The organism is Lihuaxuella thermophila, from assembly GCF_900110165.1.
GTDB lineage: Bacteria > Bacillota > Bacilli > Thermoactinomycetales > Thermoactinomycetaceae > Lihuaxuella > Lihuaxuella thermophila.
Genome location: NZ_FOCQ01000004.1, coordinates 199,330 through 217,109, shown reverse-complemented (window position 1 = coordinate 217,109; position 17,780 = coordinate 199,330). Strand labels below are relative to the sequence as shown.

At 48.1% G+C, this 17,780-nt stretch carries 14 protein-coding genes; 6 read left to right on the top strand and 8 right to left on the bottom strand.

The genetic code is table 11. The features are described from left to right. Nucleotides 1–122 precede the first annotated feature (122 nt). The 6 genes from mngB to BMW55_RS06130 all read right to left on the bottom strand — a co-directional run bounded on the left by mngB (nt 123) and on the right by BMW55_RS06130 (nt 8,444). Nucleotides 123–2,732: a mannosylglycerate hydrolase gene (mngB, locus tag BMW55_RS06155; RefSeq protein ID WP_089966412.1), complete on the bottom strand. Its 2,610-nt coding sequence runs from the start codon at nt 2,730–2,732 to the stop codon at nt 123–125. Nucleotides 2,733–2,775: 43 nt separating this feature from the next. Then, nucleotides 2,776–4,719: a PTS 2-O-a-mannosyl-D-glycerate transporter subunit IIABC gene (mngA, locus tag BMW55_RS06150; protein WP_089966411.1), complete on the bottom strand. Its 1,944-nt coding sequence runs from the start codon at nt 4,717–4,719 to the stop codon at nt 2,776–2,778. Nucleotides 4,720–4,847: 128 nt separating this feature from the next. Beyond that, complete coding sequence (locus tag BMW55_RS06145; RefSeq protein WP_089966409.1) at nt 4,848–5,579, bottom strand: MurR/RpiR family transcriptional regulator; 732 nt, start codon at nt 5,577–5,579, stop codon at nt 4,848–4,850. Nucleotides 5,580–5,741: 162 nt separating this feature from the next. Then, nucleotides 5,742–6,659, bottom strand: a complete 918-nt coding sequence (gene metA / locus BMW55_RS06140) for a homoserine O-acetyltransferase MetA (protein WP_089966407.1) — start codon at nt 6,657–6,659, stop codon at nt 5,742–5,744. A gap of 146 nt (nt 6,660–6,805) precedes the next feature. After that, complete coding sequence (locus BMW55_RS06135) at nt 6,806–7,024, bottom strand: helix-turn-helix domain-containing protein (protein ID WP_089966405.1); 219 nt, start codon at nt 7,022–7,024, stop codon at nt 6,806–6,808. 220 nt (nt 7,025–7,244) lie between these two features. Beyond that, the gene (locus tag BMW55_RS06130; protein WP_089966403.1) at nt 7,245–8,444 is read right to left on the bottom strand and encodes a M24 family metallopeptidase; all 1,200 of its coding nucleotides are present in this window, start codon (nt 8,442–8,444) and stop codon (nt 7,245–7,247) included. 161 nt (nt 8,445–8,605) lie between these two features. Here BMW55_RS06130 and BMW55_RS06125 point away from each other — a divergent pair, with 161 nt between their 5' ends. The 6 genes from BMW55_RS06125 (at nt 8,606) to BMW55_RS06100 (ending at nt 14,917) form a co-directional block, all read left to right on the top strand. Then, nucleotides 8,606–10,174 carry an alkaline phosphatase family protein gene (locus BMW55_RS06125; RefSeq protein ID WP_089966401.1) on the top strand — a complete coding sequence of 523 codons (1,569 nt, stop codon included), beginning with the start codon at nt 8,606–8,608 and terminating at the stop codon, nt 10,172–10,174. Between the two features lie 120 nt (nt 10,175–10,294). Beyond that, a complete protein-coding gene (locus tag BMW55_RS06120) occupies nt 10,295–11,041 on the top strand; it encodes a hypothetical protein (protein WP_139179454.1) in 747 nt (248 codons plus the stop codon). Between the two features lie 44 nt (nt 11,042–11,085). Next, nucleotides 11,086–11,331, top strand: coding sequence for a DNA alkylation repair protein (locus BMW55_RS06115; protein WP_089966396.1), 246 nt, complete (start codon nt 11,086–11,088; stop codon nt 11,329–11,331). Between the two features lie 128 nt (nt 11,332–11,459). Beyond that, entirely contained in the window at nt 11,460–12,056 is a 597-nt protein-coding gene (locus BMW55_RS06110) for a GNAT family N-acetyltransferase (protein WP_089966394.1), read from the top strand. 190 nt (nt 12,057–12,246) lie between these two features. Beyond that, nucleotides 12,247–13,791: a fumarate hydratase gene (locus BMW55_RS06105; protein ID WP_089966392.1), complete on the top strand. Its 1,545-nt coding sequence runs from the start codon at nt 12,247–12,249 to the stop codon at nt 13,789–13,791. 217 nt (nt 13,792–14,008) lie between these two features. Further along, nucleotides 14,009–14,917: a DUF1002 domain-containing protein gene (locus BMW55_RS06100; protein ID WP_089966524.1), complete on the top strand. Its 909-nt coding sequence runs from the start codon at nt 14,009–14,011 to the stop codon at nt 14,915–14,917. A gap of 332 nt (nt 14,918–15,249) precedes the next feature. Here the strand turns inward: BMW55_RS06100 and sdhB are convergent, their stop codons facing one another. Both sdhB and sdhA read right to left on the bottom strand, forming a co-directional pair. Next, nucleotides 15,250–16,002, bottom strand: a complete 753-nt coding sequence (gene sdhB, locus BMW55_RS06095; RefSeq protein ID WP_089966390.1) for a succinate dehydrogenase iron-sulfur subunit — start codon at nt 16,000–16,002, stop codon at nt 15,250–15,252. Further along, the gene (sdhA, locus tag BMW55_RS06090; RefSeq protein WP_089966388.1) at nt 15,999–17,774 is read right to left on the bottom strand and encodes a succinate dehydrogenase flavoprotein subunit; all 1,776 of its coding nucleotides are present in this window, start codon (nt 17,772–17,774) and stop codon (nt 15,999–16,001) included. Before sdhA ends, sdhB begins: the two co-directional genes overlap by 4 nt. Nucleotides 17,775–17,780: the final 6 nt, after the last annotated feature.

The window sequence follows — 17,780 nt, the reverse complement described above, 5'->3', positions numbered from 1 at the left end:
GCTCGTTTCCAGATTGTGTTGGCTAGGCCGGTAGAAGCGCAATCGATAAAGAAAATGTAAAAAGACACTCGTTCTTTTCGTCTCTCGGACAAAAAGAGCAGTGTCTTTTTACATCATGTTTTTCAAAACAAAATCGTTTTCACTTGATTTCTTTGTACTTTCAGCTGAAACTGACCGTCTTCCGCCTTCAAAACTTCTAAAGGCTTTTCATTGAGATTTGCCGTATACACTTGTCTTCCGGAAGTGGTCAATTGAAATGAAGCCGTCTTTTCTTCATCAGTCGGATTGAAGAAACGCAATACAAATTGGTCGCTATTTTCCGCTTTTTTCAGCGTACTCATAACCACTTCGGGCTGTACTTCTTTTAAGAAGCTGTAGCGTGCTGGTGTTTTTACATCTGCTTTATTCATCTTCATGGCGTCGAACGGGATTTTATTATAGAAATGAATCGGCGTCAAATACTCTTTGGCCATACGGGCAACATTTGCTTGCAATGTAGATTTTGCGTGGGTGGTGATCGCAAATTGCAACGTGATCCTTCGAAGCATTTGCGAATCAGGGGTCGGCAATTTAATGCCCGAAGGACGGCCTGGCCTTCTTAGCAGGTCTTCTTTCCCCAAAACCCCTACACTCCTGAACAACGTAACAGCAATGGTATCGTACTCATCGCCGACAATTTCGAATTCCCTTGTGCTGTTGGTCAACACGCTGACACCAAACTTTTCATTGGATAAACCGACAAAGTTCAACATCGGGTAGATCGGATCCGGACGCTCGTCCCAACCTTCTTTCTCCCAAATGTCCAAGGCAGAATCATATACATCGCGCTTCATGAATCCGAACTGATTGTCGGAAACCGAGAATTGAGAGGCAATGCCGGTCGGGATCAACGCCCTTAAGCGATGATCTTTGGCATGATTATCAATTTCAACGTTCACTTCAATGATTGGCTTGTGGTTGGGAATGGTTAAGGTGAGATGAATATCTACCGAACTGTCTGCGACCCCTTCTTTTCTCTTATTTATATCCCCGGGAACTTTCAGCGTACACCGAATATCGATCGTCGCGGCATATTGATTTTGCTTGATGTCTACATCTGCCTCTACTTGATCACTGTAAATCAATTGTTCTTCCGGCAATGGGGAAAAATCGTACTCATCCCCGTCATCTCCGCCGTTTTCAAGCAAAAGGACATTGCGGAACGTTTTCATTAACTGCTTATCAAAGATATTTAATGTTCCGTTTGGATTCACCGTGATCTCATAAAAATCGGTTTCCACCTGATCTTTATGGACGGTGGAATGGTTCATTTTCCCGTTGCTTTCCACCACGAAATAGGTTTTATAACCTAACGGGGGAAGGCAATCTTTGAACTGGATCGTATATTTGATAAACGGGTCATAGTTTCCGTAATGGACGATTTGACGGTCAATTAATCCGGGATCTATCATCTCGCTGTGCAGCACTTCAAACTCGAGCTCATTGGCTTCTTCATCCAAGAGCTTGAACGACTCCAATTTTGTAATCACCGTCGTTGTCATCACTTCCTCACGATCATAAGGAAGCAGGTTGAATGCCGTAAGTCGGTCAACGTTCCATTCCGTATCGATGGAGTCCACAATTTTTCTTTTATAGAATCGGATTAACTGATCCACTTTCTCTTCCGCAAGGCAGAAGCGGTTATAAATTTCCTGGTGCACCTGATCTGAACAACAGCAAGCAATACTGTCATGTGCATGATTTTTCAATACTTCTTTCCAAATCAGCTCAATCAGTCCGTGATGATACTCAAAACCCAGGCTGTATGCCAGGGAAGCGAGCGGCTCTAAAATGTTTGTGATCTTATTCTCTATTCTTGTATTGGACGCTTTAATATCCATACGAGTGGAATAGATGCTGCGATGAACACGCATGTATTTACCATCTAAGAATTCACCCTCTAAGGTCGGCAAATTCCTGTTTTTTTCCAGCTCCTCAAACACGTTCTCATATTTGCTCAGAAAGAACTCCCGATCCGGATATAATTTTTTCAGCTTTTCAATGATGGCAAAAATATTTTTTTGAATGGGCATCTGGTCATGACCGTTCGGCAGGATGATATGATCCGTTGTCGCTCCCCGGTCTAACACCGCAAAATATTTGTCGATGCGCTCCTTCAGCTTTTCCTCATCTTCCGGCAGATATTTTCCAATGGCATAACCTAAGGGAAATAATTGGACCAGCACTTTGGAACCTTCCCCGGATTCCCAATAAAATTCCGTTTTGTCCGTGCCATGGCGTTCCGAAGCTCCCCGCCAGAAGATCGAATATTTAATATCAAAGCCATTTAAAATTTGCGGCATTTGAGAAGATTGACCGAACGAATCCGGAAGATATCCGATTTGCATATGACTTCCCAATTCTTTGCAATCTTTAATCCCGTACAATAAGTTTCTTACAATCGATTCCCCACCGACGATCATTTCATCCGTCTGTGTATACCAGGGCCCGATAATCAGCTTGCCTTCCTGTACCAGCTTTTTGACTCTCTCTCTATTTTCCGGCTTTGCGGCAAAATAGTCTTCCAATACCGCCGTTTGCCCGTCTAAAACATAGTGAGGATAATCCGGATTGTTTTCCAGCATCTCCATAATTTCTTCCATATTATTGACTAAAAGGATTCTGGATTCTTCTGTTGAAAAGTACCATTCCCTGTCCCAATGCATATGTGGTACGATATGAACTTTTTTCATGGTATCCTCCAGTCGTGTTGGTTGTATAAAAATCAGAAGCTGCTTACGCAGCAGCTCGTGAGAATGTTTTCTCTTCTTGTTCTTTACGCAGTTTGTTTTTTCTCGTTGCAATCAACAAAACCATCGTAACCAAAGCGCCAAGAACGGCTGCTCCCAGCCAAATTCCTGCAGCCATCAAAGCCGGCTGCCCTTGTAAAAAGGCCAGAGAGAATATGCCGGCGCCGGGGACATTTAACCCGATGTTAAAAAAGGCCACAATCCCTCCCGTAATCGCCGATCCGGCAACCAGGGACGGAATGACACGGAGCGGATCGTTAATCATCAACGGTATGGCTCCTTCCGTAATCCCTGCCAAGCCCAACAACCATGTCTGTTTTCCTACTTCTCTTTCCGCTTCAGTAAAGTATCGCTTGCCGAAGATCGTTGCTCCGGTTACAGCAAATGCCGATACCATCTTGACTGAAGCAAAGGCTGCATAAGGAATAAAGTTACCGTTTGCAATGGCACCGATACAGAAAGTATAAGCCGCTTTGTTGACGGGGCCGCCCAGGTCAAACGAAACCATCGCTCCCAGGATGGCTCCCAAGATAATCGCGTTCACTCCCGACAAACCATTTAACCAGTCAATTAACCCTTGATTTAACGAAGCCAACGGTTTTCCTATGACAAACAGCATGATGGAACCGACCACCAGTGTTCCAAGAACAGGATATAACCAGAAGCTGACAAATCCCGCAAACGTCCCCTTCGCTTTGACGACAGTCTTAAGATACTTGAGGAAATAACCCGCCAACAGACCGCCCAGCATACCGCCCAAGAAACCGCTTTCGATCAGGTTGGCGGCTACTCCCGCGGCAAATCCCGGACCCAGCGCCGGCTTATCAGCAATGGAATAAGCCATATACGCCGCAAGAATCGGTACCATTAACGTGCCTAATAAGTTTCCACCCAACTTTCTTAACAGCCAAAGCCACGAACCTTCCGTATCGTAAATCTCTTGCAGACCAAAGGCTTGTGCCAGGAAAACTGCGACGGCCAACGTCATGCCACCTGACACAATTACAGGAATGATGTGGGAAATTCCCGTTAAGATCGAATCTTTGAGTTCGGTCTTGAACGATTTTTGCTCATTTTGCTCTGATTTAACAGAGACACCTGGTTTGGTGTCCTTGCGATGAACAGAGCTTCCCGATTTTGCCAATGCCTTCATTAAAATTCCTTTGGCGTCTTTCAGCGGTGCTGCCACCGAAGTTTTCACTTTTGGAAGGGAATCATATCTCTCTTCGTTTTTAACGGCTACATCCGCTGCAAATATGACGGCGTGTGCTTTTTCTATTAATTCTTCCGTGTGTCGGTCTTCAATTCCATTTGCCCCCTGCTTTTCCACATATACATCGATACCCAATTCTTTGCCGGCTTTGACCAACGCTTCCGCCGCCATATAGGTATGGGCAATCCCCGCCGGGCAGGCGGTAACGGCTAAAATCGTTTTATTGGACTGTTTTTCGTCTGCTCCTCTGTCATCTGCATGGTGACTGTCCAAGTGATCAAACAGTTCCTGGCTTGTCTCGGAATGCAGCAGAAGTTTTTTGTAATTCTCATCAGACAATCTGGTTACAAGCTCTGACAATAAGGTGAGATGTGTGGAACCTGCTTCATCTTCCGGTATGGCAAGCAAAAAGACCAATTCCACCTGGTTGTTGGGGTTGATGCTTTCCCAATGATGGACCGGCTTCTCCAATGTGATGACTGCAAAAGAGGCTTCTTTTACTGCAGTTGACTTTCCATGGGGAATCGCCAGCCCGCCTTCGATTCCTGTGGGAGACAATTTCTCCCGGTTCATGACAGCCTGATAAAACTCTTCCTCGGAATGCAATTTCCCGGCTTCCCACAATTTTTTAACCAAATATCCAATGATTTCTTCTTTTGAACCAAAGGTTTTCCGGGTACTGATCAACGTTGGTGACGTGAGATTTTTTAACAACATCCTCATGTGCCCCCATACCTTTCTCTCGTGGTTCAGTCGTGAATTCATACTAGCACAAAAAAAAGCATGAAGAAGTTTTTTCTCTATTTTTACACCGTCCCCCCATGATGAAGCGCTTTCATGTGTATTTATACACAACTTCCGGTGTATTCCCAATAATACTCAGCAAATTTTCTCAATACGATCATGATGGGGGTTCGATCTGAAACATCATATCCATTCAGCGTTTGTATGGGAGCGTAACAGTATAAATTCACATCGGCTAACTGCTGTAAAGAGTTTTTACTGAACTGAGTAAGCGAGATGGTCCGGATTCCTTTGCTTTTTCCCACCTTTGCGACTTCCAGTACCTGAGGTGTTTCTCCCGATAAGCTGATGAGAAAGAGAACATCTTTTTTATGAGACCGGTTCATCTCGTACAAAATTTCGTGCCGGTGCAGATAAAAAGCCGATTGTTTTCCAACAACTTTAAGATGTTTCACCATCATCTCGCAAAATGGAGCGGTATCTCCGACACCAAAAAACAAGACATGCCTGGCCTCATGAATGAGTTTGGCGGCCATTTTCATTTGATCCGGGTCAATGATACTGAATGTTTTTTGAATATGAAAGAACAGGCTGTCTTCTGGTTCCCTTTGGATTTCATCCTTCAGGCTGTTCTTTAATTGAGAGTACCCATCATACCCTAATTTTTTAGATAACCTAACGATTGTATTGGGCACGGTAAACAATTTGGCCGCTAAACACTGAATCGACATGTTGGCTACCTCTTTTTTATTTTTGAGGATATACTCTATAATTTGATCATCCGTATCGTTCAACTTGTATTCGAATTTTTGAACACGCTCTTCAAAAAGCATAACCGAATATCTCCCTCAATTCTTTGTCCACCCATTATTATGCCTCCATCATCCATTCAGCCGCAATGAAGAAAGATCGGGCGACGCAATTCCGGGAAAAGTACCGTTCAGTCCGGCCGGCAGATAATGGACGCAGCAAAAAACCACTCGGCTTGAGTGGTTTTATTTAATCTCATTCAAATCATAAGGCGTTTCTTGGTACACATAGTAGTTTAACCAGTTGGCAAACAACAAGTTGGCGTGTGCCCGCCACATCTGTACAGGTGTTTGGGCCGGGTCGTCATTTGGGAAATAGTGCTTGGGCATGGCAATGTTTAAGCCTCTTCTGAGATCACGCTCATATTCTTCCTTTAAGGTAAGCGGATCATATTCCGGGTGTCCCGTCACAAAAATTTGCCGGCCGTCTTTGCTCACGGCAATATAAATACCGGCCTCTTCGGATTCCGACAAGATTTCAAGTTCGTCCGTTTTTTCAATGTCCTCTCTGCGGATCTCCGTATGCCGGGAATGCGGAGCGTAAAAACAATCATCAAAACCGCGAAGCAGTTTGGTGTTTTTCTTGGTGACAGTGTGCGGAAATACCCCGAACATCTTCCCCTCTAACCGATATTTAGGGACACCATAATGATGATAAAGTGCGGCTTGAGCGCCCCAACAAATATGCATGGTGGATGTAACATGTTTCATTTTCCAGTCCATGATTTCCTTTAACTCTTCCCAGTAATTGACCTCTTCATAGCTCAGGTGTTCCACAGGGGCACCCGTAATAATCATACCGTCGTATTTTTGATGTTTTATTTGGTCGAACGTTTTATAGAAAGTGGCCAGATGTTCTTTGGATGTGTTTTTGGATGTATGGGTTTTGGGGTGGATCAGATCGATTTCGACCTGTAAGGGTGAATTCCCAAGCAGGCGAAGAATTTGTGTTTCCGTTGTGATTTTAGTCGGCATGATATTCAGGACCACGATTCTGAGCGGGCGGATATCTTGATGGAAGGCACGGCTTTCCCCCATCACGAAAATATTCTCCCTGTTTAGAATTTCAGCCGCGGGCAGGTGATCCGGAATCTTGATCGGCATTGGAATTCCCCCTTCAGAACACCATTCATTTTTCATTATAATAGCATAAATGAATGCAAATATTTTTTTAATTCCCGCAGCAAAACCCACGACAAAAAACCCTACCGTGCTCAAAAATACAGTAGGGTTCCCGACAAGGGCCAGAATTAAATTTTTAACTCGCCCAACCGAACAAGTTCCACAACCGCCTGCGACCGGCCGTTGACGTTTAATTTCTGCATCACGTTGCTGATATGGTTGCGAACCGTTTTTTCGCTGATAAACAGCTGTTGGGCAATTTCTTTAGTGGTTTTGTCTTGAACGAGCAATTCAAAAACTTCCCTCTCCCGATTCGTCAATAAGGGTTTGCCTTTTTGATTACTCAAATTATGCCACCCTTCCTTGCTCGAGCACTTTAGAAACACGAGGGTCAGGGACCAGTCAAGTTATAGTATGAGCGGGCTTACATCGTGGTGAAACATTGGTGTAAAAATAGGCTGTATTACCTGTTGACTTTGAAGTCCTTCTCCACCATGCTCTCACATTCTATGCAGAGGAAGGGAATCGGGTTACAAAAAGCATCGGTTTGATGGGGTGGATTCAGTTTTAGTCCGCCCGGATTTGCACGATTTCTTCCGGTGCAAACGTGATGGCTTCCAAACCGCTGCCGGTCACGAGATAGGTGTTTTCGATCCCCACCACCCCGCGCCCGGGGAAGGTGAATTTGGGTTCAATGGCGATGACCATTCCTTCCTCCAACGGCTGCTTGAACCCTTTGGCCAGGACAGGCAGCTCATCCAATTCCAACCCCACCCCATGGCCGAGAAATTTGGCCTGGTCTTTGCCATAGCCCATAAAATGCTCACTCAGTCCCGCTTCTTTTGCCATTTCCAGCGACTTCAGGTAAAGCTCCTCCCACGCAACACCAGGCCGTCCCATTTGCTCCACTTCTTTTAAAATGTTTCTGCTCACTTCATATGCCCGGACAAGATCCTCTTCCAGTTCACCGATCACTGCGAGACGGGTCTGATCGACGAGATACCCTTCCACCACCGTGCTGATATCGACCAGAATGGGCTCTCCGGGTGCCAGCGCTTTGTGGCTTGCGCTCTGCGGACTGGCGGTGGACAGCCCCAATCCTCCTGCAGGACCGTCAAAATAAGTGGGTGTGGCTGCCGCTTTTCCGGACGCCACCATCCCGAGGGCCAACTCCTGATTATATGCCCGCATGCGATAGATATTGATATTTCCTTGCAATCGAAGCCGGTACTCAATCGCTGCGGTCAACTCCAATTCACTCATGCCCGGGCGGATCATCTCAGGGAGCGAAAGGATAATATCGTTGATTCGTCTGGCCGCTTCACGGAGCTGGTCTAATTCATAACGGGATTTAACCGCCCGCTGCAGGCGAAGCGGAAAAGAGATATCCACGGGCTCCGCACCCGGAAACATCCCCAAATAACGCACAGCCAGCCCGTACGGCAACACATCCGTTTCCAGTCCGATCCGGCTCACTTTGCCATACCGGGATTCAATTTTTTGTCCCAGTTCTTTCATTCTGCCCATCTCTTCAACGGGCACGGATGCTTCAAACTCGGCCCTGGCCACGCTCTTTTTTACATAAAACCGCGGTTCGCCGTCCTTTGGAACAAACAAAACCCCGTTTTGCATCGTGCCTGTCAAATAATAGATGTCGATATTTTGGGTAATGAGTGCCCCGTCCAGCTGAGACTGCTGCAAATGGTTTTGAAATTTTTTCAACCGGTTCTCGATTTCTGTTGTCGGTACTTTTGGCAGATGATGCATAAGGGATTCATTCCTTTCTAATCTCGAAAAATCTCTTTTCTTTTTTCTTTCTCGATGGGATCTTGGAAACCCTTTTCATTCGTGCCTGTTACTTTTTGCATATATAAATATTTATTGTGAAACGATAGGAATGAAAGTCGTATATAGAGGAATGGAACGGGATGAAATCGATGAAATCTGTGTTGATCGTGGCAACTGTGGTTCTGGTCGTGATCGGGATCAGCCTCTTCTTTAACCAAAAGAAACCGGATAAGCCTTCTGCCTTCGCTTCCCGTCCCACCCGGCCGGTAGTCATGATTGTCATCGACTCCTTGATGGACGCTCCCTTACAGGAGGCGATGAAACTCGGACGGGCTCCTGCTCTGAAGTTTCTCTCGGAAAAAGGACATTATTATCCTCGGGTGGTTAGCAGCTTTCCAACGATGTCGGTCTCGATTGACAGCACCCTCCTGACCGGAGCATATCCCAACGATCACAAAATATTCGGCCTCTCCTACTTTCACAAGGAGCTGAACCGGATCGTCAACTTTGGCACCGGTTTGGGGGAAACGTTCAGAGTGGGTCTGAAAGACGTTCTGAGAGACGGTTTGCAAAATCTGAATCAACATTTTCTCGGCAAAGACGTGCAAACGATCCACGAAGCCACCGGCCAACCGACCGCCTCTCTCAATGCCGTCATCTACCGGGGGAAGAAAAAGCATACGCTTCAAACCCCTTGGTTGGCCGTCGTGACCGGAATCCTCCCCCGTAAAATCGAGACGATGGGCCCGGAGTTCCTTTCTTTCGGTTCCCTTTCCAAAATCGATTCCGGCAACGGGCATGATCATGTGTGGAACCGTTACGGAATCAATGATACTTTTTCCAGACAAGAGCTTGTTTCCTTAATCAGACAAAATCGGTTGCCCGCTTTTACGATCGCCTATTTTCCAAAAAACGATGAGATCATCCACAAAAAAGGGGCCAACGTTATCGAGGGAATTGAGAAAGCGGATCAGGAGCTGCAGCAGCTTTTGCACGCTTTTTCTTCCTGGGAAGACGCCGCGAATCAGATTACATGGATTGTGCTGGGTGACAGCGGGCAAACCAATCTGATAAAAGAGAAACGGCAAGCGTATATCGATGTGCGAAAAGTACTGGATAAATACGCCATCATGCCCCTCAAACAAAAAAAGCCGCGTGCGAAAGACCAAATCGTTCTCTGTGTAAATGAACGGATGGCCTATATCTATCTCGTCGACCCACAGCTATCCATGGACGAAGTGGTTCACAAACTCAGGCAACACCGCCTCCTTGATGTCATCGCGTGGAAAGAAAAGGGGTGGATCCATGTTGCCAGCGGTCAACACAAGGGAACATTCCGGTTCCGTCAGGGCGGGCATGAGCAGGATGAATACCGGCAAAGCTGGGAACTGGAAGGGGATCTCTCCGTCCTGGACCTGAACCGCGCAGATGATAAAAAGATTGAATACGGAGTTTATCCCGATGTGTTGGCACGCCTGTCAGGGGTCATGGAAACAGCCGACAGGGTGATTGTCATCACCTGCGCACCGGGATATGAAATGATCGGGGAAAGCTCACCCACTCACAAAGGCGCTGCCCACGGGTCGCTGCACTACCTCGATTCATACGTGCCGATGATCGTCTCGGGAACTGACAGCAAGCCTGAGCATTTGCGTTACGTTGACCTTAAACAATGGATTTTGGAGCTGATCTCTCCTCGCCCATTGTGAAAAAGCCGATTCTGCAGACGGTGGATAAGCCCGTCTGCTTTTTTTATGAATCGGGCAGGAATGGGTCAAGCCGGCCCCGTCATACACCTGAAACAAAAAATGTCGAAACGGGGAAAGAGTGTGAGAGTGATCCAATCCAAACCGGAGTCCAATACGAAACGGTTAAAAACAGTTTCGCTGGAAAAAGCATGGCCTGTCTTATCCCCATTCTGTCTGGCCTACACGGAACTGGAACGAGATGAATGGTACCCGTTCATCCAACCGGAACAAATCCCGTTCTATATAGATCAAGCGATCCGGATCGGTCAAGAAGCGGCCTGTTCTTACGCGAAGGATTTTAACCTGCAAGAGCTGATCAATGTCCTGCTTAAACAAGGTGTCGGTGTCCGGTTCTTGAACCAACATGCGTTGGATGAATGGGTTCGGGCCCAGTATCTCGCCAAAACGTCCACGATTGAAATTTACCGCCCCTCCCTTGACCAAATGGAGCAATTTTTCCGGATGATGAACCAGCCGGTTTGCACGGAGGATATTATTTGCCTGCACTTGTATCATGAATGGTTTCACCACTTGGAAGAGACCAAATGCGGCCGGACGGATCTTGCCTTGCCCAAAATCAAAATAAAAAAAGGACTCTTGACGACCAAAAAAACGATTCGCCGAACCAGGGAAATTGCTGCCCATGCGTTTACACAAGCGGCGATGGGTCTCAACTGGTCGCCGCTGCTCTTGGATCAACTGCTCTTCCTGACCAAACAAGGATGGACGAAAATCCAGATCCGCGAACACTTCCAAAAAATCAAAAAGCTGGTACAAACCATACAAAGCACCTCGGCGGAAGAAGAGATACAGGACGAATCCACATAAAATCAGGCAGGCCGGGGAATGGTAACAACCGGAGGTGTCTTAGAATGGCGTTTCCTTACCTATGTCCCTCCTGCGGCGCGAACCGCAGTCGTTTTAATTTGATTGAGCAAGTCGTTCAACCGGTCAAGAAGGACCCGACAACAGGTGAAATTGTGGAGCATGTGGACCCTTCCGATCCGCTGCAATACCCGTACCGCGGTGACAAATACCGGGTCCAATGCGGCGTATGCGGCATCATTGAATCCGAACAAATCTTTATCCGAAACGCTGAACGGCAGACACACTTGTGAGGAGCGGCACATGCAACGTTTTACAGCCTTACTGTCACGAAAGTAAGGCTTTTTTGCATGGTTGCGCCATTCAAATCAGATCGATTAGTATAAAAAAATAAATATAAACAACCAAAGGAGAGACAACCGTGGACGTACGCCCCATTGATTTGGAAGGAAACAGAGTCCGGTTAGTGCCGCTTCAATCCCATCATACCGAAGCTCTCTTTCGGGCAGGAAACCACCCGGAAATCTGGACTTATATGACCCGCCCGATGACACGGCTCGAAGATATGGAAAACCTGGTAACGGAAGCCTTGGCTCATCAAGCCGAAGGAACGGAACTTCCGTTTGTCGTCATCGACAAAGAAAACGGGGAAGTGATCGGCAGCACCCGTTTTCTCAGTATTTCCCCCGCCAACCGCAGCCTGGAAATCGGGTCTACCTGGTATACTCCCCGGGTCTGGCGGACACGCGTGAATACCGAATGCAAATACCTGCTTCTCTCCCACTGTTTCGAAAAATTACATACTGTCCGGGTGCAGATCAAAACGGATGCACGCAATCTCCGCGCGCAAAAAGCGATTGAACGATTGGGGGCCGTAAAAGAGGGCATTCTCCGCAACGAACGCATTCTATATAACGGTTATATCCGTGATGCTGTTTATTACTCCATTATTGACGAAGAATGGCCCAGGGTAAAAAAACGCCTGGAAAACCTCCTCAACCCGGCGGCACACGCTTGACTCTCTTTTTCAACTCAACCGGTCATGAAATAGATTCGGTCCGAAGCATGAACAGCCGAATCTATTTCCATATGAACATAGTTGCCAGAGGGTATATAATAAATAATAGATAAGCCATATAAAGTGATATAATTCAGGTGTAAGTTTGATACCGATTTTTTACCTAACCGAAAACAAAGAGGGGTTACTGATGGAAGCATTTAAACAATCAATTCTGGAACTGATCACGGAAACTTCGACCAATCTGCCTCCGGACGTCCGCGAGGCGATTCGCGCCGCCAGAGAAAAAGAGGATGCGGGAACCCGTGCGGCACTGGCTCTGGCGACGATTTCGCAAAATATCGACATGGCGGAAGAAAACGTCTCCCCGATTTGCCAGGATACCGGGTTGCCCACGTTTGAAATACACGTTCCCGTCGGAGCGAATCAAATTCGAATGACCGCCGCCATCCGGGAAGCAGTTGCTGAAGCGACCCGGCTGGGAAAATTGCGTCCCAACTCCGTGGACTCTTTGACAGGGGAAAACAGCGGAGATAACCTAGGTGAAGGAACCCCGGTCATTCACTTTACGCAATGGGAAAAAGATGAAATCGAAGTTCGGCTCATCCTCAAAGGAGGCGGATGCGAAAATAAAAACATCCAGTACAGCCTGCCCTGTGAGTTGCCCGGATTGGGCCGTGCCGGACGCGATTTGGACGGAATCCGCAAATGTATTTTGCACAGCGTTTACCAGGCCCAGGGGCAAGGATGCAGCGCCGGATTCATCGGCGTTGGCATCGGCGGTGACCGGACGACCGGTTATGAGCTGGCAAAAAAACAATTGTTCCGAAAAGTAAACGATACCAATCCCAACCCGGAGTTGGCCAAACTGGAAGAGTACATCATGGAGAAGGCCAACACCCTGAGCATCGGAACCATGGGCTTCGGCGGAAATACCACCCTGCTCGGCTGCAAAATCGGATCGATGAACCGGATTCCCGCCAGCTTCTTTGTCTCTGTCGCTTATAACTGCTGGGCGTTCCGCCGCCAGGGTGTCACCATCGACCCGGAAACCGGCAAAATCAAAGAGTGGCTGTACAAAGACGAAATCCCTGCCGACACTCCAAAACAAAAGAATGATGGGCTGACTGTTGCGCCGCAAACCGAGGGTTCGCGCCAAATCGAACTCACCACACCCATCACCGAAGAGCAAATCCGCCAGCTGAAAGTGGGAGATGTCGTCATCCTGAACGGACTCATCCACACGGGACGCGATGCGCTCCACAAATATCTCATCGATCACGATTCGCCCGTTGATCTCGAAGGCGGTGTCATCTACCACTGCGGCCCGGTCATGCTCAAAGACAAGGACGGTAACTGGGAAGTCAAAGCAGCCGGACCGACGACCAGCATCCGCGAAGAGCCTTATCAGGCGGACATCATCAAAAAATTCGGCGTCCGCGCCGTGATCGGAAAAGGCGGTATGGGGAAAAAGACACTCCAAGCGCTCAAAGAACACGGGGCAGTCTATCTGAATGCGATCGGCGGAGCGGCTCAATACTATGCGGATTGCATCACCCAAGTGGACGGCGTCGACATGATGGAATTCGGCATTCCGGAAGCCATGTGGCATTTACACGTGAAGGGCTTCGCCGCCATCGTCACCATGGATGCGCATGGCAACAGCCTGCACGAAGATGTGGAAAAATCCTCGCTGGAGAAACTAGCGGAATTAAAAGAACCCGTCTTTAAATAAATCTCGGCCGGTAAAAAGTAGGGAAAAAGGATTCCCTACTTTTTTACTGTTCACAGAAACAGCCGGAAACGATAAAATAAGATTTGATATGTTCATCCGACATTCTCCTCTCTCCTTCAACAAAACACGCGTATACCGGGAACGTTTATCGGGAGATACGGATGGAATGTATCGGGAACATAACCCGGTGAATACCAAAAAGGGGGTTTCATTTTTAATGAAACTGAAACGATGGAAAAAAATAGGGATGATTGCTCTCACGGCAATCACCGCTGTTTCACTGCTGGTGCCGTCCATGGCTTCAGCGGATGCCGTCGTCGGAGAAACCGTTGTGACTTTGGGAAAAGATTTAACGGGAACCCAACGTGACGCCATTCTCAAGGAGATGGGGGTGGGAACCGATGTCAGGACCATTGAAGTGACCAATGAGGAAGAGCATCAATATCTGGGTAAATATATCAGCAAAGCCACCATCGGAACCCGTGCCATCTCTTCGGCAAAGATCGTTCTCGCTGACAGCGGTAAAGGGATCTCCGTAAAAACCAACAACATCACGACCATTACCCCGAGTATGTACGCCAACGCAGCGATCACAGCAGGGATCAAGGATGCGGACATCTATGTTACCGCTCCGTTCAAAGTTTCCGGAACCGCCGGTCTGACTGGAATTATCAAGGCGTTTGAAACGGCGACCGGACAAAAAATCGACGAAAACAAAAAACAAGTGGCGAACGAAGAAATTGTCCGCACTTCCGAAGTGGCAGAGCAAATCGGCGATCCGAACAAAGCGGCTCAATTCATGAACCGGGTGAAAGAAGAAATCGCGAAAGAAAATCCGCAAACACCGGAAGAATATAAAGATATCATCATTAACGTTTCCAACGAATTTAACATCAACTTAAATGAACAAACCATCAACCAGTTGGTTCAGTTCGCGCAAAATTTCTCTCAATTAAACATCGACTGGAATCAATTGAGCTCACAACTTGAAAATCTGCGCGGGGATATCAACAAAATCCTCAATGACGAGCAAACCCGCGGTATCATTGATTCGATCCTGGAATGGCTGGGAGAATTCTTCAAAGCCATCGGTGATTTCTTCACCTCCTCTTCTTCCCGGCAATAAATCAAGTATAAAGAGTACTCAACCAGCCCTGCCAAATTGGATGGCAGGGCTGGTTCGTTTGTCAGGACAGATCCCGAAGCTCAACTCCCAGCTGACTGTCATCTTCTTGTTCCAAAAAATCTAACTTGTCCGAACATCGCACATTTGACCACTCCCCATGCCGGATGGCGGGAGATTCTTGGTCAATCTTTCAGAGAATGAACCCTCCCTCGTCCGACGACCAAAGGGAGTGCCCGTGGTACGCTCTCTCTCATCCCTACAGCTGAAGCCGGGGGTTTTCTCCCTCGCAAAGAAATAAAACCTCTCTGCAGGTCATGCAGAGAGGCTGGTGATTACATAGACAGCCACTTTCTGAACATATACTTGGTTGCCTCACGGTTGGTTTTGGCGATGGCAGTGGTGAGCGGAATTCCTTTGGGGCACGCTTGCACGCAGTTTTGCGAGTTTCCGCACTCTTGCAAGCCGCCGTCATCCAGGAGGGATCCCAAACGCTCCTCTTTGTTCATCGCACCGGTTGGATGCGAGTTGAACAGTTGCACTTGGCCCACTGCAAAAGGCCCGATAAAGTTGGACTTGGAGTTCACATTCGGACAAGCTTCCAGACAGACCCCGCAGGTCATGCACTTGGAAAGCTCATAGCGCCACTGGCGTTCGGTTTCAGGCTGGCGGGGACCCGGACCGAGATCGTGGGTTCCGTCGATCGGGATCCATGCTTTCACGCGTTTTAATGCGTCAAACATGCGGCTGCGGTCAACGATCAAGTCACGAATCACCGGGAAGGTCTTCATCGGCTCAATGCGGATCGGCTGTTCCAGCTTGTCGATCAAAGCCGTGCAAGCCTGGCGCGGACGGCCGTTGATCACCATGGAGCAAGCGCCGCAAACTTCTTCTAAGCAGTTGGATTCCCACGCGACCGGGGCCACTTTTTCCCCTTTCGCGTTCACCGGATTGCGCTGGATCTCCATCATGGCCGAGATGACGTTCATATTTTTGCGGTAAGGAATCTTAAACTCTTCTTGATACGGCGTTCCATTCGGTTCATCCTGGCGGGTTACGATCAGGTGTATGGTCTGTTGTTCGCTCATTTCTTGACGCTCCCTTCTTTGACCGTCTCCTCTTTCGCCACATCGTAACGGCGCGGACGCGGTTTAATCAGAGACACGTCAACTGGTTCGTACTCAAACACAGGACCTTCCGGCGTAAACTTCGCTTTGGTCGTTTTCAGCCAGTCTTCATCGTTACGATCCGGGAATTCCGGCTTGTAGTGAGCGCCGCGGCTCTCATTGCGATGATACGCCCCCAGAGTAATCACACGAGCCAGTTGCAGCATGTTCCACAATTGACGGGTAAACGGCCCCGCCTGGTTGCTCCATTTGCTGGTATCTACCATGCTGATGTTTTGATAGCGTTCCATCAGCTCTTGAATCTTTTCATCCGTCTTTTTCAAGCGGTCATTGTAGCGAACGACCGTCACGTTGTCAGTCATCCATTGTCCCAGCTCTTTGTGGAGCAAGTACGCGTTTTCCTTGCCGTCCATTTTCATGATGTTCTCATATTTCTCTTCCTCGACTTTGCGCTGGGTCTCAAACAGTCGGGATTCCATATCATCGACGGATTTCTCTAACCCGCGTACATATTCGATCGCTTTCGGGCCGGCAACCATTCCGCCAAAGATACAGGACAAGAGCGAGTTTGCCCCGAGACGGTTGGCTCCGTGATATTGATACTCACATTCCCCGGCCGCAAAAAGACCAGGAATGTTGGTCATCTGGTTATAGTCTACCCAGAGTCCGCCCATGGAGTAGTGAACGGCCGGGAAGATTTTCATCGGAACTTTGCGCGGATCTTCACCCATGAATTTCTCATAGATCTCGATGATTCCGCCCAGTTTGATATCGAGCTCTTTCGGGTCTTTGTGTGACAGGTCCAAATAAACCATGTTTTCCCCGTTGATCCCGAGTTTCATGTCAACACAAACCTTGAAGATGGCACGGGTAGCGATATCGCGCGGGACCAGGTTTCCATAAGCCGGGTACCATTCCTCAAGGAAGTACCAGGGCTTCCCGTCTTTATAAGTCCAGACGCGACCGCCTTCACCCCGCGCGGACTCGGACATCAAGCGCAGTTTATCATCACCGGGGATGGCTGTCGGGTGTACCTGGATAAATTCACCGTTTGCGTAATAAGCACCTTGTTGATAAACAGAGCTTGCCGCCGTTCCGGTATTGATCATGGAGTTGGTGGATTTACCAAAGATAATTCCCGGTCCACCGGTCGCAAGGATGACCGCGTCTGCCGGGAATGCGGTAATTTCACCACTTCTCAAGTTTTGCGCAACAATTCCGCGACAACGGCCTTCGTCATCTTGCACGATGGATAAGAATTCCCAGTGCTCAAACTTGGTTACTTTCCCTTCCACTTCGTAACGGCGGACCTGTTCGTCAAGTGCATACAAGAGTTGTTGGCCTGTCGTGGCACCTGCATAAGCCGTCCGGTGGTGTTTGGTTCCGCCAAAACGACGGAAGTCAATCAAACCTTCCGGGGTGCGGTTAAACGGCACTCCCATGCGGTCCATCAGATAGATGATTCCCGGAGCCGCTTCACACATCGCTTTTACCGGCGGCTGGTTGGCCAGAAAGTCTCCCCCGTAGATGGTATCGTCAAAGTGTTCCCACGGGGAGTCTCCTTCCCCTTTGGTATTTACCGCCCCGTTGATGCCCCCTTGTGCGCACACAGAGTGAGAGCGTTTCACGGGAACGATCGAAAACAATTGAACATTGGCGCCTGCCTCCGCTGCCTTCAGTGTAGCCATCAATCCAGCGAGACCGCCGCCGACGATGATTATTTTTTCATTCATTGGCGA